This is a genomic window from Chryseobacterium mulctrae (assembly GCF_006175945.1).
Taxonomy (GTDB): Bacteria; Bacteroidota; Bacteroidia; order Flavobacteriales; family Weeksellaceae; genus Chryseobacterium; species Chryseobacterium mulctrae.
On sequence record NZ_VAJL01000001.1, the window covers coordinates 656,846 to 681,393 of the forward strand.

General features: G+C 35.8%; 12 protein-coding genes, 2 tRNA genes, 3 rRNA genes and 1 riboswitch. Of the genes, 11 read left to right on the top strand and 6 right to left on the bottom strand.

Annotated elements, in window-relative coordinates:
- The first annotated feature begins 354 nt into the window (after positions 1-354).
- Complete coding sequence (locus FDY99_RS02875; RefSeq protein WP_139419011.1) at positions 355-2,838, top strand: DUF5686 family protein; 2,484 nt, start codon at positions 355-357, stop codon at positions 2,836-2,838.
- Between the two features lie 690 nt (positions 2,839-3,528).
- Here the strand turns inward: FDY99_RS02875 and rrf are convergent.
- From rrf to FDY99_RS02900, 5 genes are all read right to left on the bottom strand, one after another.
- Positions 3,529-3,636, bottom strand: a 5S ribosomal RNA gene (gene rrf, locus FDY99_RS02880).
- A 143-nt stretch (positions 3,637-3,779) separates the two neighbouring features.
- A 23S ribosomal RNA gene (locus tag FDY99_RS02885) occupies positions 3,780-6,539 on the bottom strand.
- A 204-nt stretch (positions 6,540-6,743) separates the two neighbouring features.
- Positions 6,744-6,817, bottom strand: a tRNA-Ala gene (locus FDY99_RS02890).
- Between the two features lie 87 nt (positions 6,818-6,904).
- A tRNA-Ile gene (locus tag FDY99_RS02895) sits at positions 6,905-6,978 on the bottom strand.
- Between the two features lie 181 nt (positions 6,979-7,159).
- Positions 7,160-8,676: ribosomal RNA gene (locus FDY99_RS02900) — 16S ribosomal RNA — on the bottom strand.
- Together the 16S, 23S and 5S rRNA genes with 2 tRNA genes alongside form the textbook arrangement of a ribosomal RNA operon.
- Positions 8,677-10,118: 1,442 nt before the next feature.
- Here FDY99_RS02900 and FDY99_RS02905 point away from each other — a divergent pair.
- The 3 genes from FDY99_RS02905 to FDY99_RS02915 all read left to right on the top strand — a co-directional run bounded on the left by FDY99_RS02905 (position 10,119) and on the right by FDY99_RS02915 (position 15,487).
- Positions 10,119-12,524, top strand: coding sequence for a hypothetical protein (locus tag FDY99_RS02905; RefSeq protein ID WP_139419014.1), 2,406 nt, complete (start codon positions 10,119-10,121; stop codon positions 12,522-12,524).
- A gap of 132 nt (positions 12,525-12,656) precedes the next feature.
- On the top strand, positions 12,657-12,893 hold the full coding sequence (locus tag FDY99_RS02910; protein ID WP_139419016.1) for a hypothetical protein: 237 nt from the start codon (positions 12,657-12,659) through the stop codon (positions 12,891-12,893).
- 140 nt (positions 12,894-13,033) lie between these two features.
- Positions 13,034-15,487, top strand: a complete 2,454-nt coding sequence (locus tag FDY99_RS02915) for a DUF5686 family protein (RefSeq protein WP_139419019.1) — start codon at positions 13,034-13,036, stop codon at positions 15,485-15,487.
- A 75-nt stretch (positions 15,488-15,562) separates the two neighbouring features.
- On the opposite strand, the gene folP is transcribed toward FDY99_RS02915, so the two are convergent.
- A complete protein-coding gene (gene folP, locus FDY99_RS02920; protein ID WP_139419021.1) occupies positions 15,563-16,411 on the bottom strand; it encodes a dihydropteroate synthase in 849 nt (282 codons plus the stop codon).
- A gap of 112 nt (positions 16,412-16,523) precedes the next feature.
- On the opposite strand from folP, the gene FDY99_RS02925 reads away from it, so the two are divergent.
- The 7 genes from FDY99_RS02925 (at position 16,524) to FDY99_RS02955 (ending at position 24,498) form a co-directional block, all read left to right on the top strand.
- The gene (locus tag FDY99_RS02925; RefSeq protein WP_139419023.1) at positions 16,524-17,087 is read left to right on the top strand and encodes a DUF1599 domain-containing protein; all 564 of its coding nucleotides are present in this window, start codon (positions 16,524-16,526) and stop codon (positions 17,085-17,087) included.
- 5 nt (positions 17,088-17,092) lie between these two features.
- Positions 17,093-18,202 carry a BT_3928 family protein gene (locus FDY99_RS02930; RefSeq protein ID WP_139419025.1) on the top strand — a complete coding sequence of 370 codons (1,110 nt, stop codon included), beginning with the start codon at positions 17,093-17,095 and terminating at the stop codon, positions 18,200-18,202.
- Positions 18,203-18,291: 89 nt separating this feature from the next.
- Positions 18,292-18,642, top strand: coding sequence for a TerB family tellurite resistance protein (locus tag FDY99_RS02935; RefSeq protein WP_139419028.1), 351 nt, complete (start codon positions 18,292-18,294; stop codon positions 18,640-18,642).
- Positions 18,643-18,670: 28 nt separating this feature from the next.
- A complete protein-coding gene (locus FDY99_RS02940) occupies positions 18,671-20,803 on the top strand; it encodes a S9 family peptidase (protein ID WP_139419030.1) in 2,133 nt (710 codons plus the stop codon).
- An 83-nt stretch (positions 20,804-20,886) separates the two neighbouring features.
- Positions 20,887-21,645 (top strand): triose-phosphate isomerase, encoded by a 759-nt coding sequence (tpiA, locus tag FDY99_RS02945; RefSeq protein ID WP_139419032.1) that lies wholly within the window; start codon positions 20,887-20,889, stop codon positions 21,643-21,645.
- 152 nt (positions 21,646-21,797) lie between these two features.
- Positions 21,798-21,987: riboswitch (cobalamin riboswitch) on the top strand.
- Between the two features lie 103 nt (positions 21,988-22,090).
- Positions 22,091-23,368, top strand: coding sequence for a YncE family protein (locus FDY99_RS02950; protein WP_139419034.1), 1,278 nt, complete (start codon positions 22,091-22,093; stop codon positions 23,366-23,368).
- Positions 23,369-23,376: 8 nt separating this feature from the next.
- Positions 23,377-24,498 carry a T9SS type A sorting domain-containing protein gene (locus FDY99_RS02955; RefSeq protein WP_139419036.1) on the top strand — a complete coding sequence of 374 codons (1,122 nt, stop codon included), beginning with the start codon at positions 23,377-23,379 and terminating at the stop codon, positions 24,496-24,498.
- The last annotated feature ends 50 nt before the right edge of the window (positions 24,499-24,548 follow it).

The following is a 24,548-nucleotide window of genomic DNA, read 5'->3' on the forward strand; positions in this document are numbered from 1 at the left end:
GTTAATCCATTATATAATTTCATTAAAACTAAATAATTATTTTAAGTAAACCAATTTTATTTCAACCCTAAATGAAAAAATATAAAAACCCCGTATTCTCGATACAAAATTATTCTTCAAATAATTTCTACTCGAACTGACGGAAGTTCAACAATAGAAATAGTATTTCATTATAAAAGCCTTAAAAACTTTTAAATAAAATCTAATTTATCATTCATTTGGGAATTGATTAATATAAAAACAAAACGTATTAAATTGAAATTCAGTAGATTTTATTTTTAACAAAAGATTATATTTTCTCTTATGGTTTTGTAACTTTCTTATCAATAGTTTTGTCTCATTAATAAAAACTCAATGACAAAACTTTTATCTACTCTACTTTTACTTTGTACGGTACTTATTTTTGGGCAAACTCAATTGAAAGTTTTCAATAAAACCAATAAGAAACCGATTGAAAATGCAGCCGTTTACTGTGACGACAATCTTTTGGGAAAAACCAATTATGAAGGCGTTTTATCATTTAAAACAAAATGTAAAAAAGTAGAAATTCTTGCCAGCAATTTTGAAGATGCTTTGATTGATGTAAAAAAGTCGATGGATGTTGCCATGCAGCCTTTGTCAGAAAAACAAAGTAACATCGATAAGATTATCATCACCGATAAAAGTGACCCGAAAGCTTTGAGAATTTTAGATGAAGTCAATAAAAGGGAAAAAGAAAATTCACCAAAGTCTTTAGATACCTATAACTTTAAATCATATTCAAAGTTTTCGATCGATGTAGACAAAGATTCAATTGATACTTTTAAAAATTTCTTGGCTTCGAGAAAAGATTCTCTTTCAAAAGTCGATAAAAAAGAATTTAAACAAAAAGAAAGCGAGAAGAAAGATTCGTTAATTAATGAAGATTTCATCAACGCTTCACAGGAAAGCCAGATGTTTCTTTGGGAAAAGGCAACGGAATACAAATATTCACAAAAATTTGGAGAAAAAACCAATATCATCGATAACAGAATGTCGGGTTTTAAAAATCCTATTTATGAAGCTTTAGCCATTAATATTTCCAATTTAAACAGAACTCCAAGACAGTTACGTCCTGAGAATAGAAAGCTTTTCAACTTTTATATGTCGGATACTTTGCAGTTAGACGGAAGGAAAACTTACGTTATCAAATTCAAGGAAATTACTGACAAAAAGAAGCAAAATCCGAGAAAATTTAATGGTAAAATTTACATTGACTCTGAAACGTATGCACTGAAAAAATTTGAAAGTGCCAACAAAAAAAGAAATGAAGGCGACATTATCTCTGTATGGAAACCAATTGACGGAAAATGGTTTTTGGATCATGAAGATATTAAACTGAAAATGGGCGACCAGACCTTCAATATTGCAAAGAGAGACAGTGTAAAGACCGATAGTTTAAAGAAAGGCGCATACATCAGCGACAAGCGAAAATACCATCAGAAAACCTTTGGAAATTATCTGTATGTAACAAATCGTTTCTTTGATTTCCAACTGAATGAAGCACAGAAAGCATCTGAATTTAAAGGGTATTCTCTGGAAATGAAAAACTCTGACGGAAGTTTGCTTGATCAATACAGAACCGACAGTTTGACCGCAAGAGAAAGCGCAACCTATACTCAAATCGACAGTTTTGTACAGAAGCATGATTTTGAAAAGAAACTGAGTTTTTTAACCCAATTAATGAGAGGAAATCTGCGTTATAAAATGATTGATTTTGATATTACTAAGCTTTTCAGCTACGATAAATACCAAGGTATTCGTTTGGGAGCAGGATTAAAACTGAATGAAAAATTTAGCAAAACATTTTCTCCGGATGGATATTTCGGTTATGGTTTTAAAGACCACACCTGGAAATATGGTCTTGGTCTTGACATGAAATTATCCGATAAAAGAACTTCTGTTTTCCGCGTTGATTATGTAGATGACGTCTTTGCAGCAGGAAGATTCAGCAATACTATGTGGGATATGATGATGAAAGTGAATGACCTGAATCTAGATCTGCACAATGCTAATTTTTATAAAAATCAAAAATGGGGAGCATCGTATTTGTATGACATTTCGAACTCATTGAGTATGAAAATCGCGGTGAATAAAGAGAAACAGGAAGCACTTTTTGATTATCAATACAAAAATCTAGGAAACCGTTTCGATAATGTAAGCACAACATTATCTCTAAAATTCTCACCAAACGATAAAAATATTATGACGCCAAGCGGAAAATATACCTATGAAAAAGGCTTTCCGCAAGTTTATATGAATTTTGAAAAAGGAATTGACGGATTGGGCGGAGAATTGGATTATTACAGGGCAGATGCATTGATCATTCATCAGTTCAGATCAAAATTAGGCTACACCAATCTTAAACTTTTTGGAGGAATTTCATCAGGAACTGCTCCAATCTGGAAAAACTTTGAAATTGCAGGTCAAAACGACAGAAATCCTGATCATTGGTATTCTAATATCAATACTCCAAACAATTTAGCATTTGCAACAATGCCTTCAGGAACTTTCTTTGCAGATAAATTTATCGCATTTAAAGTTTCACAATATTTACCGTTCAGGTTTAAAACCTTTGGTTCACGATATTCAAACATCGAACTGGAATACCAATCTGCTATCGGAGATTTCAAAAACAGAGGCGATCATCAGTTCGATTTTCAGGTACTCGACCATTATTATCAGGAAGTTGGTGTAATCTGGAATAGATTTTTAGGCAGAAACTTCGGTGTAGGCTTCTCATATAGATTAGGACACTACCAAACCTCTCAATTCAAAGATAATTTCGGAATTAAATTGAGGTTCAATGTTCTAAATTAATAAAACAAGCTCATTACAAAGGAGATCTAAAACAAACCGTCATCAACTTTAAAAGTTGATGACGGTTTGTTTTAGAAAAAAGAATCTCATAAAATTTATACCCGAATTATTTATATGATGATATTAAAGTTTTTTCAGGAGCTATTTCCGGCTATTCGCTATTACTCCTCACGCCGTTGCTTTTTCATTTCTATATCCCACCAACTCTCCTACTCATGTTGCGGGGTAACCGCTTCTATACGGGCTAGGAAAGTCGGCATAAAAATAGATTGAAGATTTTAAAAATTAGCGATTATTCATTAGAATGTTCATTAAATATTTCCACTTTTAAACTGAACATTCTATTAGAAAGAAGATAAATATTTCAACAGAAATATATTAGAGAAAATTTCATGATAAAAAATTAATTGATGAGATTATTTAGAATCTACCCTTTCCCAAAAGCAGCTCCTGAGGAGTGCAACCTTTCTAAAACATTACAGACTCATTTTCATAAGCTCCGGAGGAGCGACACAACTAATAATTAGCAATTAGCAATAGATAATAGATAAAATTACTTATTGTCTATTGCTAATTACTGATCCATGATCATTTATCCATTATAAATTATCATTGATATATATTGTTGATTTCTGAGTTTATAACAAAAAAAAAAGTCTCATAGAAACAAATCTATGAGACTTTTAAAAAAACTGGCGGCGACCTACTCTCCCGCTTTCGCAGTACCATCGGCGCTAGAGGGCTTAACTTCTGTGTTCGGAATGGGAACAGGTGAGCCCCTCTGCTAAAACCACCCTAAAGGTTGTATATAAGAGGGTAGAGTTTAGTAGTTAGAGGTTAGTGATATACTAACTTCTAATCTCTAATTTCTAACTTCTGATTTTATCGATAAAAACATTCACAAAGAGGTAACCTTGCTGCACTTTCGTAGCACCATATCAGGCTATAAATCTACGGGTAATTAGTACTACTCGGCTATGACATTACTGCCTTTACACCTATAGCCTATCAACGTTGTCATCTCCAACGACCCTTAAAAGATGTCTCATCTTGAGGCGAGTTTCGCACTTATATGCTTTCAGTGCTTATCTCTTCCAAACGTAGCTACTCAGCGGTGCTCCTGGCGGAACAACTGATACACCAGAGGTTTGTTCAAATCGGTCCTCTCGTACTAGATTCAAGCCCTCTCAAACATCTAACGCCCGCAATAGATAGAGACCGAACTGTCTCACGACGTTCTGAACCCAGCTCGCGTGCCACTTTAATGGGCGAACAGCCCAACCCTTGGGACCTTCTCCAGCCCCAGGATGTGACGAGCCGACATCGAGGTGCCGAACCTCCCCGTCGATATGAGCTCTTGGGGGAGACTAGCCTGTTATCCCCGGAGTACCTTTTATCCTATGAGCGATGGCCCTTCCATACGGAACCACCGGATCACTATGTCCTGCTTTCGCACCTGATCGACTTGTAGGTCTCACAGTCAAGCACCCTTATGCCATTACACTCTACGCACGGTTACCAAGCGTGCTGAGGGTACCTTTGAAAGCCTCCGTTACTCTTTTGGAGGCGACCACCCCAGTCAAACTACCCACCACGCAGTGTCCTTCAATACAGAAGTTAGGCTCCAAGTAAGTAAAGGGTGGTATTTCAACGTTGACTCCACAAACACTAGCGTGCCTGCTTCAAAGTCTCCCACCTATCCTACACATTACTTACTCAAAGTCAATACGAAGTTATAGTAAAGGTTCACAGGGTCTTTTCGTCCCATTGCGGGTACTCGGCATCTTCACCGAGACTACAATTTCACAGAGCTCATGGTTGAGACAGTGCCCAGATCGTTACACCATTCGTGCAGGTCGGAACTTACCCGACAAGGAATTTCGCTACCTTAGGACCGTTATAGTTACGGCCGCCGTTTACTGGGGCTTCAGTCAAACGCTTCGCATTGCTGCTAACGCCCTTCCTTAACCTTCCAGCACCGGGCAGGTGTCAGACCCTATACTGCATCTTTCGATTTTGCAGAGTCCTGTGTTTTTGATAAACAGTCGCCTGGGCCTTTTTACTGCGGCCACCATTGCTGATGGCGTCTCTTCTCCCGAAGTTACGAGACTATTTTGCCTAGTTCCTTAACCATGATTCACTCTAGCACCTTAGGATTCTCTCCTCGACTACCTGTGTCGGTTTTGGTACGGGTTGCTTCACTTCGGCTTTTCTTGGAAGCACTTTCCCTACAACAACTTCGCCCGAAGGCTAGGTCTTGACTATTCCGTCAGTCTCCAGTAAGTACGGCACTCCGTCCCCTTTTTAGTGTGAGCAAGTATGGGAATATTAACCCATTGTCCATCCACTACCCCTTTCGGGTTCGCGTTAGGTCCCGACTAACCCTCAGCTGATTAGCATGGCTGAGGAAACCTTAGTCTTTCGGTGAGCGGGTTTCTCGCCCGCTTTATCGTTACTTATGCCTACATTTTCTTTTCTGTCCGCTCCACCAAGCCTCACGACTCAGCTTCTGTGCAAACAGAATGCTCCCCTACCAGATATATCTAATGATATAAATCCATAGCTTCGGTACTCTATTTATGCCCGATTATTATCCATGCCGGACCGCTCGACTAGTGAGCTGTTACGCACTCTTTAAATGAATGGCTGCTTCCAAGCCAACATCCTAGCTGTCAATGCAGTCCAACCGCGTTGCTTCAACTTAATAGAGATTTGGGGACCTTAGCTGTTGGTCTGGGTTCTTTCCCTCTCGGACACGGACCTTAGCACCCGCGCCCTCACTGCCGTGGAACATTTATTAGCATTCGGAGTTTGTCAGGAATTGGTAGGATTTGACTCCCCCGCATCCAATCAGTAGCTCTACCTCTAATAAACTTATACACGACGCTGCACCTAAATGCATTTCGGGGAGTACGAGCTATCTCCCAGTTTGATTGGCCTTTCACCCCTACCCACAGGTCATCCGAAGACTTTTCAACGTCAACCGGTTCGGTCCTCCACTTTGTGTTACCAAAGCTTCAACCTGCCCATGGGTAGATCACAAGGTTTCGCGTCTAATACTACTAACTAAGCGCCCTATTCAGACTCGCTTTCGCTCCGGCTCCGGACCTGAAGTCCTTAACCTCGCTAGTAACATTAACTCGTAGGCTCATTATGCAAAAGGCACGCCGTCACCCAACTTGTGGGCTCCGACCGCTTGTAGGCGTACGGTTTCAGGTTCTATTTCACCCTTCTATTCGAAGTGCTTTTCACCTTTCCTTCACAGTACTTGTTCACTATCGGTCTTTCAGGAGTATTTAGCCTTGGAGGATGGTCCCCCCATATTCAGACAGGATTTCACGTGTCCCGCCCTACTCATTTATCACTTAAATATGCCTTTCATATACGGGGCTATCACCCTCTACGGCTGTTCTTTCCAGAACATTCTATTAAACATATAAAAGCTTTTGGGCTAATCCGCGTTCGCTCGCCACTACTTACGGAATCTCTTCGATTTCTTTTCCTCCGGGTACTTAGATGTTTCAGTTCTCCGGGTTTGCTCTCCTTGCGGAGTGACATGTCTTCAACATGCCGGGTTGCCCCATTCGGACATCTCGGGATCAATTCGTGTGTGCCAATCCCCCGAGCTTTTCGCAGCTTACCACGTCCTTCGTCGCCTCTGAAAGCCTAGGCATCCGCCATACGCCCTTAACGATTTCTTTCCTAATATTATATTAGTTCAGTATTTTTTGATAAACTTTCGTCTATCGATATTTTTATAAACTCGGCACTCGAAAGTGCTCGGTTATCTCTTTGTGATATCTTTACCGTTAATGTCAATGATCTTTAATTCTTTTCAGAAATTCTGATGAACAAATATTGTTTTTGGCTCTATTCGTAACTTTTAAATCAGTTTTCCAAAACTGTGGAGAATAAGGGAGTCGAACCCTTGACCTCCTGCGTGCAAGGCAGGCGCTCTAGCCAGCTGAGCTAATTCCCCCTCTAGGTAAGATGTTAGATGTTAGTAATTAGATATTAGTAAAAAACTAACTTCTAAATTCTAATTTCTAACCTCTATTTCAATTAGTAGTCTCGGGCAGGCTCGAACTGCCGACCTCTACATTATCAGTGTAGCGCTCTAACCAGCTGAGCTACGAGACTCTCTCTAATTAATAATTATTAATTAATAATTGTTAATTATCTCTGTTCCCGTTTACTAATTTCTAGTGGGTTTTGTATTTTTATATTATATATCAACCAAATAAAAAACTAAAGCTTCTCTTTAAGTAAGTACTTATGTATCTTACGATACTAATTTTGTTTATCGTCTAAAGACGCTCTAAAATGAGATGTTCCAGCCGCACCTTCCGGTACGGCTACCTTGTTACGACTTAGCCCTAGTTACTTGTTTTACCCTAGGCAGCTCCTGTTACGGTCACCGACTTCAGGTACCCCAAACTTCCATGGCTTGACGGGCGGTGTGTACAAGGCCCGGGAACGTATTCACCGCATCATGGCTGATATGCGATTACTAGCGATTCCAGCTTCATAGAGTCGAGTTGCAGACTCCAATCCGAACTGAGACCGGCTTTCGAGATTCGCATCCTATCGCTAGGTAGCTGCCCTCTGTACCGGCCATTGTATTACGTGTGTGGCCCAAGGCGTAAGGGCCGTGATGATTTGACGTCATCCCCACCTTCCTCTCTACTTGCGTAGGCAGTCTCACTAGAGTCCCCAACTGAATGATGGCAACTAGTGACAGGGGTTGCGCTCGTTGCAGGACTTAACCTAACACCTCACGGCACGAGCTGACGACAACCATGCAGCACCTTGAAAATTGTCCGAAGAAAAGTCTATTTCTAAACCTGTCAATTCCCATTTAAGCCTTGGTAAGGTTCCTCGCGTATCATCGAATTAAACCACATAATCCACCGCTTGTGCGGGCCCCCGTCAATTCCTTTGAGTTTCATTCTTGCGAACGTACTCCCCAGGTGGCTAACTTATCACTTTCGCTTAGTCTCTGAATCCGAAAACCCAAAAACGAGTTAGCATCGTTTACGGCGTGGACTACCAGGGTATCTAATCCTGTTCGCTCCCCACGCTTTCGTCCATCAGCGTCAGTTAAAACATAGTGACCTGCCTTCGCAATTGGTGTTCTAAGTAATATCTATGCATTTCACCGCTACACTACTTATTCCAGCCACTTCTACTTTACTCAAGACCTGCAGTATCAATGGCAGTTTCATAGTTAAGCTATGAGATTTCACCACTGACTTACAGATCCGCCTACGGACCCTTTAAACCCAATAAATCCGGATAACGCTTGCACCCTCCGTATTACCGCGGCTGCTGGCACGGAGTTAGCCGGTGCTTATTCGTATAGTACCTTCAGCTTTCCACACGTGGAAAGGTTTATCCCTATACAAAAGAAGTTTACAACCCATAGGGCCGTCGTCCTTCACGCGGGATGGCTGGATCAGGCTCTCACCCATTGTCCAATATTCCTCACTGCTGCCTCCCGTAGGAGTCTGGTCCGTGTCTCAGTACCAGTGTGGGGGATCACCCTCTCAGGCCCCCTAAAGATCACTGACTTGGTAGGCCGTTACCCTACCAACTATCTAATCTTGCGCGTGCCCATCTCTATCCACCGGAGTTTTCAATATCAAATGATGCCATTCAATATATTATGGGGTATTAATCTTCCTTTCGAAAGGCTATCCCCCTGATAAAGGCAGGTTGCACACGTGTTCCGCACCCGTACGCCGCTCTCAAGATCCCGAAAGATCTCTACCGCTCGGCTTGCATGTGTTAGGCCTCCCGCTAGCGTTCATCCTGAGCCAGGATCAAACTCTCCATTGTATGTTTGTCTGACTCACTCAAAGTTTTGACGCTTTAGTTTTTCCTTACTTGGTTGTATATTATTTTTCAATGATCTCTTCTCTCTCGCTTTTTACGATACCTACATTTTCTGTCGTTTTCAGTACCGATTTGCGTGTGCAAAAGTAAAACTTTATTTCTAACTGACCAAATGTTTTTAAAAGAAATTTTAAAGTTTTTTGATGACCCTAAATCCTTATTTCCCACACTTGATTTATTCTACTCCGCTCCCGTTTTACCGGACTGCAAAGATAAGAATCTTTTTATTTCTCGCAAATTTTTATTTCAAAAAATTTAAAAGTTTTTTCTAAGATCTTTATCTATCCGTAGATAACACTAGTCTTATCGTTTTCGCCTTATTCAAAGCTCTTCTGCGCTACCAATCAACTCTCGTTTTTCAGTGGGGCAAAAGTAGTACTTTATTACCACACAATCCTAATTTATTTAACATAAAATTCATATTTAATCAATATTCCATGGTAACTAGCTGGTTTTATGATTCAAAATTTTGAGAGTTATAGGTAGCAGGAGTTAGGACTTAGGTTATCAGTGGCTGGTCGCAGGTTGTGTCGGAGAGTTGGAGAGTAATAGTGTTGGAACGTTTGAGAGTGAAGATTATAGGAAAGGGTTAAGTTCTGAAAGTATAAGAGAGAAGAAAGAAAAGGTTTCAGACGGAAATATCTATGATAATATAGAGAAGCGCTTTATCGCAAAGGCAAACTAAGAGTTTTTAGTTGTGTTCTTATATAGGATAAACTAAGGCGTTCTACTTAGCTAAGAAAAACAAATCAGAAAATAACGGATTGGTGATCTATGTGTCGCTCCCATGGAACTTTGATTCTAAATTCATATGCTTTGCTACAAAGGTGGTGCTCCGATGGAGCGCTATCTCGTATTTTGGTAACATCTTATCCTATTAACAGGACGCCACTCCGTGGCTTTTGAAGATCTTTGCTTCTAAATACATTAACTAAGACTAGCTCATATTAAATATTTAGTGATATTTTTTTTAAAAACTCAACATTCTCATAGTAAGTCTATCATCTATTATCTTGTATTTACTCGCATTCTAAAATAGCCCGGATTGAACGGCTTGTTTGAGCTCTTTTTGCTGCAAAGAAAAAGCAGGGCGCAAAAAAGCGAGTAGTGAAAGCCGGATTAAGCTCATGAAAAAATACAATTACTTATTTATATAGATTATCATTTTTTGAAATCCATCTATATTATATATATGATAAAAAATATCCCTGAAAATTTCAGAGAGAATGATATCTTCAATAATGATTATTTCAAGAGTATATAATTAATGTAAATGAGTCATCATTTTTTTGAAATCTTCGGAATCGTTTTTGATGTGAAATAAGTTAACTTTAAAAACTTTCTCACAATAAGAAATATCAGTAATTTTGAACGAGCATAATGGTATGAAAAGGCTTCTGAGTTTTATTTTTTTGTGGGCATTTATTTTTGGTTTTTCGCAATCAAAAATCACTGTATTTAATGAAACTGATAAAACTCCGATTGCCAACGCAAATGTATCATGCAATGATAAGGTTTTAGGCAAAACTAACGCTGCAGGGTTTCTGGAATTTAAAACTAAATGTAAAAACATTCAGATTGAAGCATCAGGTTTTCATAAAGAAACTGCTTTAGTAGAAAGTAATATTCAGATTTCTCTTACGTCGACTTCCTCTAAGACCTTTGCGATAGAAACGGTAATTCTTGAAGATAAAAGTGATCCCAGAGCTTTGGAAATTCTCAGAAAAGTAGATCAGCTTTTTAAAAGCAACTCTCCCGAAAGTCTAGATTCTTATTCATACAAATCTTACGAAAAGGTTTCCCTCGATATTGACCAAGACAGTATTACTGCATTTAATAATGTATTCACAAACAATTTAGGATTATTTAAAAACAATAAAAAAGAAGATTCTTTACAGGATATTTCTGCAAGAAAAATTTTTGCCAATAGTAAATTATTTCTTTGGGAAAGAGCTCAGGAATTTTTGTATTCTAAAAAATATGGCGAAAAGATAAATATTCTTGACAACCGAATTTCCGGACTGAAACAGCCTATTTACGAAATGATCGCGCTGCAAAGCAATAGAAATAAAATTCCTAATCAGATCAAACAGGAAAATCGTGGTTTGTACCGTTTCTTTCTTACAGACAGCATCGAAATTGATGGAAGACAAAATTATGTAATCCGTTTTCGTGAAGCCAATTATAAAAAACCGGTAAAAAAAAGAAAATTCAGCGGTACTATTTATATTGATACAGAAACGTATGGCATCAAAAAAATCGAAAGCGTAAGCAAAGAGAAAAACGAAGGAAATATTACGAGCATTTGGATTTACTTCAACAACAAATGGTTTTTATCTGAAGAACGTGTAAAACTACGTATGAGCCGAATGATGATGGGACAGGACAGTGAAAATCCTGAAAAAGAGAAAGAAAAAAAGAAAAGTTTCGGAACGTATGCCTATCTCAATTCAAAATATTTCAATTACATCTCTCCTATTGAAGAAGATCCGAAAGATTTTAAAGGCTATACTTTTTCGGTAAAAAATACAAGCGGAAACACCCTTCATCTTTATCGTCCAGAACCTTTATCGCCGAGAGAAAGTCATACCTACAAAACCATTGACAGTTTAGGAAAAGTTTATAAAATCGACCGAACAGCGAGAATTTTAACAGGTTTGATTAACGGACAGGTTCGTGTAGGAAGTTTTGATTTTGATATTGGTGAAATAGTCAATTATAACTTGTATGAAGGCTTCAGGTTGGGCTTAAAAGGAAAACTGAATGAAAATTTTGATCCTTATTTTTCTCCGGATTATTATTTTGCTTACGGTTTGGGTGACGACAAATTCAAATACGGAATTGGAGTCGACATGAAAACTACACTCGAAAAAAACTCTTATTTTAGGCTTGAATATTATGACGATGTAAATTCTTCAGGTGAATTTTATCGCCGACTTTGGACCTTCAGAATGCGAATGATGAATTATGGAAATAACATCAACAACGATAAATATTACCGTTATAAGGGCGCTTCTTTGTCTTATTTAAATGACGTTACCAACGGTTTAACGCTCGCTTTCGCTACAAGAAGAAATTCTGAGGAAGCTCTATTTGATTATAATTTCCGCGGAAAAGGTGGTTCTTTTGAAAACTTCAATACTTTGGTGACGTTAAAATATTCCCCAAATTCAACCAATATTATGACTCCACAGGGAAAATCGCTGATCGATCAGAAGTATCCTGAGCTATATTTTAATTATGAACAGAGTATGAAAGTTTTTGGCGGAGATTTTAATTATACTCGTTTTGATGCCTTGTTTGTGCACAATTTCAAAACAAGACTGGGAACTACAGGCGTTCGTTTATACGGAGGTTTTCTTTTGGGTGAAGCACCGATTTGGAAAAATTTCACAACAAATGGATTGGCTTCTCCAAGTCGTGATATTAATTTTAACCTTACTTCTTATCTCGGTTTTGCCACTTTGGAAGGTGGAAAATATTACAATGATAAATTTATTGCGTATTATTTCACTCATAAATTACCTTTCTACTTTAAAAGTATTGGTCAGAATGTAACAAGCTTTGATTTTGTTCTTAGAGGTACAATTGGTGATATGAAACATCCCGAATATCATGATTACAGATTCGAAAAGCTGGATCATTTGTATCAGGAAGTTGGATTAGAATGGAATAACTTTTTATCTTCTTACTTCAACTTAGGATTATTTTACAGGATTGGTTACTACACGACAACCAATTTTAAGCAGAATTTTGCGGTACAGTTTAAATTAAAGCTTCTTGAGTTTTAATCTAAGTTTTGTATTTCTAAATATAACTCAAATCCCTTTATCCACTTTAAAAATTGAAAAATGTTGTATAACTTTGTGGCTAAATTAACGCAAGAAAAATAATAAACGACAGTTTTAAGAATTAATATAAAAATGAAAAAAATAGAAATAAAAGCAGAACAGTTTTTTGAATTATTAAAACTAAAAGACACTTCGATGTGGTCTGTTTTTGCTCAAATGATTGATGGTGAAGAAAAAGAAATGATTTTTCTGGATAATGAAGATAAAATTCTGTTCAATTATATTTTGCCCGATAATCAGGAAAAATTGGAAGAAGACAGAATAAAATTTTTTAAAGAGTTTGCAGAAAAACAAGCTCATCTCAACTAATAAATAGTTTACATTAAATATTTTTAACATCTGCGGCACTCTATTTGCCATAGCTGATTTGAATTGAATGTTTTTCGATTTTACTTACTATCGAAAAATATTCAATATCCACCTATCAAATTAATTGTTAGAAATTTTTTATGAAAAAATTGTATATCCTGCTATTATCATTCGGATACATCAGCATTTTCTCACAGTCTAAAATTATTGTTAAAAGTTCTGCGGATAATGTGGTCATTTCTAATGCATCCGTATTCTGCAACGAAAAATTAGTAGGGAAAACAGATGCTTCCGGAATACTTAATTTTAAAACTAAATGTAAAAAAGTAGAAGTTTTTGCAAGAGGTTATTTCGAAGACGATGTAGTGGTAGACAAAGTGATGGAAGTTTTTTTAACAAAAGCTGATCCTAAAACGCAAAACATCCAAACGGTAATTCTTGAAGATAAAAGTGATCCGAGAGCTTTAGAAATTCTCAGAAAAATTAATGATAATTACAAGCAGAATTCTCCATTAAGCTTAGATTCTTATTCATTTAAATCGTATGAAAAAATTTCTTTAGATTTTGATGAAGACAGCATTAATGTATATAACGCATATGTTGCCAACCGAATTGATTCATTAAAAAGCCTTCCTCAGCAGCCAATGAAAGCTCAGGAAAAAAAAGACTCTCTAGAATCTGTCAATCTGATGAAACTGGTAGGTAAAAGCAAGATGTTTTTATGGGAAAGAGCATCACAAAGCCTATATTCACAAAAATACGGCGAGAAAACCAATATTTTAGATAATAAAATTGCGGGCTTAAAAGAACCTATTTATGAATTAATGGCTTTCCGTTCCAACAGGAATGTAATTCCGAAAGAAATAAAAGAAGAAAACAGAAACCTTTACCGTTTCTTCCTTACCGATTCAATAGAGATTGACGGCAGAGAAAATTATGTCATTCGTTTTCGCCAGGTCGATTACAAAGCAGCGGTAAACAAAAGAAAATTTAACGGGTATCTTTATGTAGATAAAGAAACTTATGCTTTGAAAAAAATTGAAAGCAACAGCAAAATTAAAAGTGAAGGAAGCATCACCAGTATTTGGAAACCTATTGAAAACAAATGGTTTTTGGTAAAAGAAAATTACAAAATAAAAATGGGATCGACCACTTTCGATATCGACGATACATCAGATAAAAAGAAAACTAAAGAGGAAAAAGAAGCAGACAAAAACTACAGAAAGAAATTCGGAAGTTACGCTTTTGCCACTGCAGATTATTTTGATTTTAAAACACCCATTGAAGAAAATCCGAAAGACTTTAAGGGCTACACGATTGATGTGAAAAACTCTGATGGAAAACTCATTGATCAATACCGTACAGAAAATTTAACAGATCGTGAATCAACAACTTATACTAAAATTGACAGTTTAAGCAGTAAATATAAGCTTGACCAAAAAGCAAAAGCATTGACAGGTTTATTGAAAGGAAAAATCAGACTGGGAATTGTTGATTTTGATTTAGCCAGGATTATTGGTTATAATAAATATGAGCATTTCCGTTTTGGAGCAGGTGCTAAACTAAACGAGAAATTCAATAAATATATTTCCCCCGATGCGTATTTCGCCTACGGAATTTACGATAAAGACTTTAAATATGGAGCCGGAGTTGACGTTCGTACAACATTAGAAAAGAATTCGTTTTTCAGAGTTGAATATTTTAATGATGTAATGGCAGCCGGGCGTTTCTCAGAAAACTTGTGGAATTTCAGAATGAAAATTATGAATTCGGGAGTTGCCTTAAATAATGGAGTTTTCTATGGTTATGAAGGTTTTAAAGTGAGTTATGAAAATGATATCACCAACGGATTAACTCTGAATGTTTCAGCTAAAAAAACACAGGAAGAATCTAAATTCGCCTACAATTTTAAAGGTTTAGGAAGTCAGTTTGAGATTACTTCATCAACAATTACGTTAAAATATTCTCCTAATTCGAAGAATATTATGACGCCCACTGGAAAATACACTTATGAACAAAACCTTCCGGAACTATATCTGAATTACGAACAAGGCTTTAAAACTCTAGATGGAGATTTTAATTTCAGCAGATTTGATGCACTTTTCGTGCACAACTTCAAAACAAAATTAGGAGTCACAGGAATCAGAGCTTACGGTGGAATTATCACCGGCGACGCACCGATTTGGAAAAATTTCACCATGAACGGATTAGGAAATGGCCACGGTGGACTCAATTTCAACCTGACTTCATACCTTGGTTTTGCCACAATGGAAGGTGGAAAATATTACAACGATAAATTTGTCGGCGCATACTTAACGCACAGATTGCCTTGGTATTTTAAAAGCTTCGGCAAGAACGTTTCAAGCTTTGATTTTATCTACAGAGGAACAATCGGTGATATGAAAAATAAGGAGTTCCATCAATTTGAGTTTCAAAAATTGGATCATTTGTATACTGAATTAGGCTTAGAATGGAATAATTTCCTATCCTCACAATTTAATTTAGGATTTTTCTACAGGGTCGGACATTACAACACCCCAAAATTTAAAGATAACTTTGCCATTCAATTTAAACTGAAATTATTAGGATTTTAAAGATGGTAAATAAGTAATATTATTTCATTAGAAAATTCTCAAGATTTATATTTTGTGAGTTTTTTTAGGTTCAATTTAATTATTTAAAAACTCATCAACTGTTTTTTTAGCTTCACTTACATCATGCACACGAAGAATTTTTGCTCCTTGTTCTAAAACTTTTAAATGCAACTTTTGAGTTTCTTCGTTGATTTCTAAAGGCGATTTCCCCAAAGGTTTATAAATAAAAGACTTTCTTGAAATCCCTATTAATAAAGGATATTTCCCAAAACCTAAGAACTCTACTTCATTAATCATTTTCATTTGATCTTCAACCGTTTTTCCGAAACCGAAACCGGGATCCAAAATAATATCTTTAACTCCTTTTTGTAATAGTTCGTTTGTTTTTTTTGTAAAATATTGATTGATATTCAAAGTAATATCATCAAAATTTACTTTTTCATGCATTGTTTCATAAAAAGGATTGACGTGCATTAAAATATAGGGTAGTTTGGTTTCAGCAACTACATCAAACATTTTCTCATCAAATTGTCCCCCAGAAATATCATTCACCAGATCAATTCCTTCGTTAAAACCAAATCTCACGGTTGCAGCATAAAAAGTATCCAGAGAAATTAACACTTCCGGAAACTCTTTTTTGATTTCTGAAATTACAGTTCCGATCCTTCTGATCTCCTCATCACTACTCAAAAATTCAGCATTCGGTCTTGTAGATTGGGGACCAATATCAATAATTTCACCTCCATCTTTCAATATTTTTTCAGCGTGTTGCAATGCTGATTTTTCATTATTAAATTTTCCGCCGTCAGAAAAAGAATCAGGTGTAAGATTTAGAATTCCCATGATTTTTGGCGAACTTAAATCGACTAGCCTTCCGTTGCAATTTAATGAATGATTATTGATGAATGATGAATGATTTTCCATATCACAAAAATACTACTTCTGGCTTCTTACTTCCAACTTATAGCCAAAAAACTGCGCCCTGATTCCTCTTACCTAAAACCTAATTTGTATCTTTGAAAGATTAAGAAAATTTATGTCAAAAACTTCAGAACAGTTCGGTAAAATCATCAATGAGTGTCGTGATCTTTTCAGTAAAAAAATGCACGATTATGGCGCAGCGTGGAGAGTTTTACGCCCAAGTTCAATTACGGATCAGATTTACATTAAAGTCAACAGAATCCGTACGTTACAGATGACCGATGTAAAGATGATTGACGAAAGCGAGGAAGGAGAATTTATCGCTATCGTTAATTATTCGATTATCGGATTGATTCAGCTGGAAAAAGGTCTTTCGAATGATTTTAATGAAAATCCTGAAGAAATTTTAAATCTTTACGATAAATATTCTGCTGAAGCACAAGCTTTAATGGAAAAGAAAAATCATGATTACGGTGAAGCCTGGAGAGATCTGAGAATTTCTTCCATCACCGATTTAATTTACCAAAAAGTATTGAGAACCAAACAGATTGAAGACAACCAGGGAAAAACTTTGGTTTCTGAAGGCTTGGATGCCAATTATTTTGACATGCTGAATTACGCAGTTTTCTGTCTGATCAAATTTTCTGAACAAACAATTCCAAACGACCCAAAAAACTAATTAATATGATCAAAGGTTTATTACGTTTCATTATCGCTGTTATTTTCATCGCTTCAGGTTTTGTAAAAGCTGTAGACTTAGTAGGTTTTTCCTTTAAAATGGAGGAATATTTTTCGCCATCGGTCTTTAATATGCCATTTTTGGAGAAATTTGCCCTGCTTTTTTCAATTATCGTGGTAGTTCTTGAATTATTCTTAGGCTTTTTATTATTACTAAAATTAAAACTGAAATTCACACTTTCTGCGCTGATTGCACTTTGTATTTTCTTCGGATTTCTAACGTTTTATTCAGCATACTTTAATGTAGTAACCGATTGCGGATGTTTTGGTGATGCGATTAAATTTACACCTTGGGAAAGCTTTGTGAAAGACGTTGTACTTTTGGTTGGGCTGATTATTCTTTTTGTTTTATATAGAAAAGAATTCAAGAAAAAAGATGCTTACTCAGATAATAATAAACCTGAAAACAATAAATTTAAATCGGTTGCTTTTGGAGCATTCTGCGGAATTATGATTGTTATTATGACCATTGGAATTGTTAACGAACCAATTATTGATTTCCGTGATTATAAAATAGGAACGGATTTGAAAGCTGAAAAAGCTAAAATCCTAAAAAATCCTTTTGAATACAAGACTTTTTATTCAATGAAAAATACTAAAACCGGTGAAGTTTTAAAGGTAAATTCGGACGATTATGTAAACCAGACAAAATATTGGGAAGAAGGTTCACCCTGGAAAATTGAAGAAGGTAAAAACGAATCTAAACTCGTTAAAGAAGGTTATAAATCTGAAATTGTAAAATTCAAAATTGAAGACCCTACCGGAATTGATTTAACCGATGAAGTTATCAATGCTCCGAAAGCAATTTTAGTTTTTGCTTATCATCCGAAAGAAGTTTCTCCGGAATTAATTAAAAACGTAGAAGCAAAAGTAAATGCTCAGAAAGGAGCTGTAATTTACGGTGTTTCTACCGATCAAAATACTTTTAAAACCATTAAAAATGCAATGATGGACGGTACAGCCATCAAAACCATTGCAAGAAGCAATCCTTTTGTACTGGTTTTAGAAAAAGGAAAAATTGTTGACAAAAAACCTGCGAAATATTATGTTGACTAGAATTTTATAGTCAATTGTGAATGGTAAATTGTCAATTTTAAAACCAGGAAAACATTAAACTTAGAACATTAAACTTTAAATATATAAAAATGCATAAATCAAATAAATCTATTGCCGGTTATCACTTATTAATGATCCTTTCGTCTGTTGACGGAGAATTTGCTCCGGAAGAAGGAATGTTGGTACAGCAATATCTGGCTGACGAATTTCCATTTAAAATGAATTTAGATAACGAATTGGAAACTATCGCATTGCTTAAGCCTGAAGAATGGAAAGATCATTTTGAATTTCACGGATGTTGTTTTTTAGATGATTCTACGGAAGAAGAACGTTTAAATTTCATCAAGTTTGCGAAAACTCTTATTAAAGCTGATGATAAAGTGACAGACGAAGAACATACTTTCTACGTTCTTTTGAAAAATCTTTGGAATCTGAAGTAAAAAATCACCGAAAAACAAAAATATAAACATGAAAAAAATTTGCTTATCCCTATTAATAATGAGTATGAGTACAGCCCCATTTCAGTCTCAGATATTTCCTGATTTAAAAGCTCCGGTTGCTGACAAAAAACAGCATTTGAGAAATATTCATGGTGATAAGGTGAACGATCCTTATTACTGGATGATTGATTTTTTCAAAAAAGGAAGAGATTCTACGCAGGTTGTAGAATATTTAACCGCTGAAAACTCTTACTGGGAAAGCATGATGAAAGATACAGAACCTTTCAGAGAAAAGCTTTTTCAGGAAATGAAGGCAAGAATCAAGGAAAAGGATGAATCTGTACCTGTTTTCAGAAAAGGTTATTACTATTACACCCGAACTGAAACCGGAAAACAATACTTCAAATATTGCAGAAAAAAAGGAAACCTAAGTGCTCCTGAAGAAATCATTCTGGATGTAGATCAACTTGCGGAAGGTCATGCTTATTATTCTGCATCAGGTTTCAGCGTCAGTCCTGATAATTCTAAAATGATTTACGGAGTTGATGATGTTTCAAGAAGACAGTATAAATTATTTTTAAAAGACCTTACTACCGGAAAAACGACCGATTTAGGAATTAAAAATACAACAGGTTCTGCAACCTGGGCAAATGACAACAAAACCATTTTCTACACCGGAAAAAATCCTGAAACGCTTTTAACGGAGAAAATTTTCAGACATTCTTTAGGAACTGACCCCTCAAAAGATGTGTTGGTATACGAAGAAAAAGACAAAACCAATTATATTGGCGTAGGAAAATCGAAGAACGAAAAAATCATCATGATTGTTTCTTCGGCAACAACTTCTTCAGAAACAAGATACATCAATGCAGATGAACCGAATGCAACGTTCAAGGTTTTCCAACCAAGAATGAAAGATGTTTTGTATGATGTAACTCCTTTAGAAGACAAGTTTTTGATCACAACCAATAAAGACGCCCTCAATTTCAAAGTGATGGAAACTCCTTTGGATAAGACAGGCGTTGAAAGCTGGAAAGATTTCATGCCACACAGAAAAGATGTTTTGATGGAAGGAATCAGTGAATTTAAAAACTATCTGGTTTTCAGTGAAAGACAAAACGGACTTTCGCAACTGGTTATTTTGGACAGAAGAACCAATAAACGGGAATTCTTAAAATTTGATGAACCAACTTACACGGTTTATCCATCAGGAAACCCTGAATATAATACAGATTATTTCAGATTCGGATATACTTCGATGATTACTCCAAGTTCACAGTACGAGCAAAATTTACAAACAGGAAAAAGAACTTTACTGAAGCAGCAGGAAATTTTAGGCGGTTATAATAAAGCTAATTATGTTACCGAAAGACTTTTTGCCACTGCAAAAGACGGTACAAAAATTCCGATTTCCATCGTTTATAAAAAAGGATATAAGAAAGACGGCAAAAACCCACTTCTACTCTACGCTTACGGATCGTACGGAAACTCAATGAATGCGACATTCAGCAGTACAAGACTGAGTCTTTTAGACCGAGGCTTTGCTTTTGCGATTGCACATATTCGTGGTGGACAAGAAATGGGAAGACAATGGTATGAAGACGGAAAAATGATGAAAAAGAAAAACACATTTACCGATTTTATCGATGTTGGAGAATATTTAGTTAAAGAAAAATACACTTCACCAAAACATTTGTACGCTCAAGGAGGAAGTGCAGGTGGACTTTTAATGGGAGCTGTTGTCAACATGAAACCAGAACTTTGGAATGGAGCCATTGCACAGGTTCCTTTTGTAGATGTTATTAATACCATGTTGGATGAAAGTATTCCTTTGACAACGAATGAATACGATGAATGGGGAAATCCTAACAACAAAGAAGCGTATAATTATATGAAATCTTATTCTCCGTACGAAAATATTGAGAGAAAAAACTATCCGAACCTCCTTGTTACAACAGGATTGCATGATTCTCAGGTACAATATTTTGAACCTGCAAAATGGGTAGCAAAATTAAGAGATTTAAAAACAGACAAAAATGTTTTATTCCTAAAAACCGATATGGAATACGGTCACGGTGGTGCTTCAGGAAGATTTGATTACCTGAAAGATATTGCTTTGGAATATGCATTTATGTTTAAACTGGAGGGAATTAGTAAATAATTTAGCTCACGCAGATTTAGCAAATTTTGCAGATTTTAATTTTAAATGAAAAACAAAAGAAACAAAAAGATAATATAGAAACTATGAGAAGAAAAATAGTTGCAGGAAACTGGAAAATGAACAAAAACGTCATTCATGCTCAACAATTAATGATTCAATTACTAAGCTATAAAAACAACAATACAACCAACTGTGAAGTTTGGATCGCACCGCCTTCTTTGTATCTAATGATGGCAAAAGATATCTTCGAAAAAAACGAAATCGGAGTTTTTTCTCAAGATATGAGCGAATATGAAAGCGGAGCTTACACAGGTGAACTTTCTGCAGATATGTTGGAATCCATAGATGCAACAGGTTCTTTGATCGGTCACTCTGAAAGAAGACAATATCACGGTGAGAACGACGAAAGCTGCAATAAAAAAGTAAAACTGGCTTTAGATAAAGGTTTAATTCCTGTTTACTGTAATGGTGAAACTTTAGAGCAAAGAAAAGCTGGACAGCATCTTGATGTTGTAAAAGCACAAACTGAAACTGCTCTTTTCACCCTTTCTGCAGAGGAAATCAAAAAAGTAGTGATCGCTTACGAACCAGTTTGGGCAATCGGAACAGGTGAAACTGCTACACCAGAACAGGCACAGGAAATTCATGCTCACATCAGAGGAATTATCGCAGAAAAATATGGACAGGAAGTTGCAGACGAAATCTCTATTCTATACGGAGGTTCTGTAAAGCCAGATAATGCGAGAGAAATTTTCTCTCAACCTGATATCGACGGCGGTCTTATCGGTGGAGCTGCATTGAAACTTGAAGATTTCTCAAAGATCATTGAAGGTTTTAATTAAGAAATAATTCATATTAAAAAAGTAAAGACATATCATTTGGTATGTCTTTTTTGATTAATTAAATAAAACAAACACTTAATAAACAACTATTATTCAACATAATTTGAAAATTATTAAATTTTCACTAAAACAATAATCAATTTTTAAATAATATCTTTGCAAAAGTTTAAGGTTGAACGCATGCGTTCATTAATAGGGAATCAAGTGAAGTAAAATAATTCTTGAGCTGTACCCGCAACTGTAAGCTATTCAACTTATTATTAAGTACACCACTGAACTTCAGGTTTGGGAAGGTTATAATAAGATGCAAGCCAGGAAACCTGCCTTAGATTAATTTCAACTTTCGGGAATAAAAGTTTATGAGATCAAATCTTCGGATATTTTTTCATGACTTTTTTTTCCTGCAGTGAAGTTTCGGGAACAAAACTTTAAATTTAATTATATCATGAAGAAAATCTATTTTCTTATTCTTGCATTTGTATTTTCATTTGCAATTGCTCAAACTGAAGGAGTTTTAGTACTCAACGAAGGCGGCGCCGGAAGCAATAATGCTGAAATTTCGTTGATCAATAATCAATCGGCACTTACCAACAATTATTTTAAACTTAAAAACAATAATGCAACATTGGGTGATACCGCTCAAGACATTAAAATTTTTGGCGATAAGATTTTTGTAGTTTTAAATATTTCAAACCAAATTAAAGTCATTAATAAATCTGATTTCACTTTAATTACAACAATTTCTACCAATCTTAACAATCCAAGATATATTGCTTTTAATGGGAACAAAGCTTATGTAACCAATTGGGGAAGCGGCAGTAGCACTACTGATGATTATGTAGCAGTGTTTAATCTTAACAATTATACTCACGAAACCAATATTCCTGTAGGAAATGGTCCTGAAAAAATCTTCAGCAAAAACAATAAACTCTATGTTTTATTGAAAGGAGGTTACGGATTGAACCATTTTATGGATGTCATCAACACTACAACCAATACTGTAGAATCGCAGGTAAATGTAGGAGATTCACCCAACAGTATTTTTGAAAAAGACAATTTACTGTACATTATGAGTTCGGGAGATCCTTACCTTCCAACTTCTTTCGGAACATTGACGGTTTATAATACAACAAGTCAGACTACGGTTTCGAGCACTACATTTCCGGTAGGGGTAAAACCATCTTATATGGATACCGACGGAACGAATATTTATTACATGAATGAAGCTTCAATCTACAAAACACCAATTGCTTCACCGTCAATTAACACCTCTCCAATTGCAGTTACACCCATTACCGTAAACAGTTATGGAACTGCATACGGATTCAATGTTGTTAATAATAAGATCTATGCAGCTGACCCTTCAGGATATGTTGCGGCGGGAAAAATTTATGCTTACGATCTGCAAGGTGCTTTATTGAATACTTTTACGGTAACTTCTTTACCAAATCAAATCATTGCTTACAATAATGCATCTCTTTCTACTATTGAAAGCACAAAAACATCAAAATTAATTGTATATCCAAATCCTACAAGTGACAGATTCTTTGTACAAGGCTTAAATTCTGGAAATATTCAGGTTTATGATGTAAACGGAAGAATCGTTATCAATGAAAAATACAATGAAAAAGGAATTAATGTAAGCGCATTATCTAAAGGCGTTTATGTCGTAAAAATCACTGATAAGAATATCAACTTCAACGAAAAGTTAATTATTAAGTAATTTTTAAAATGAAAAAGGCATCAAGTTTTCTATTTACTTTCATCGTTGCGCTGTATATGTCACAATTTACAGCCAACGATGTAAAGTTTTTTGTAGGTACAGGTTCAGAAACGGCATATTTTGTTGCCGATTTTAAAGACGGTACCGATGACAGATCATATGTTTGGGGGGTAAAATTCAATCCCGGGCAAAATATTACCGGCCCGCAAATGCTTCAGATGATAAAAACTGCAGAACCTGCATTTGATTACGGAACAAGTTTCGGAGGAGGATTTTTAGATAAAGTTCAATTTAATGACCATTCTGCACAGTCCGTACCCGATTATTGGAGTTTATGGGCAGGTGATAACACCAATGGTTGGTCTATGGCAGGATGGATGAACAGCGGAACCATCTCAAACGGAGAATGGTATGGCGCAAGTTACGGTTTTAGCAATCCTACAGCTGAAGCTCCTGCAACAGCGATTCCTGCTTATAGTTCATTATGGTATAATTCTTCGCAAATCATCAATTGGATCGGAACGGGAACCAATAAAAGTTTAGTGGTTGTAGATTTTGGAACCGATAATTCTAACGGAAACGCCAATTCTTTTGTTTTTGGAATTCAGTATAACGGAACCATTACTGCGGAACAAGCTTTACAGTTAATTGATGCACAATCAAGCACATTTAGTTATACTTCTACAGCGAATCAGGTTTCATCTTTATCATTAAATTCTTTCTCAGGAACAGCAAGCGGAACAAATACTTGGAAGTTATACAAAGGAACCAATTTGTCAAACTGGAAAACGAATACTAATCTTTCAACAATCACTTTAAATAATAACGATTGGTTTGGATTAAGTTTCGGAACAAGAAGACCTTTTACTCCAACAGAAGCCAATGTTAATTTAAGTGTTTCTGATGCTGCAAAACAAAGCTTTAAAATTTATCCAAATCCTGCGAGTGATTTCGTGATCATTGAAACTCAGGATAACATTAAAGACATCAACATCTACTCTGTTTCAGGACAAAAAGTTTTGAATACTCAGAATAGGAAAATCAATATTCAAAGTTTGAAATCGGGAGTTTATTTGATTGAAATTAAAACAGACAAATCAATAACGACTCATAAGATTATCAAAAAATAATTCAACATAGAGCATCTTTATGATGCTCTTTTTTTCACTTTAAAATTCAT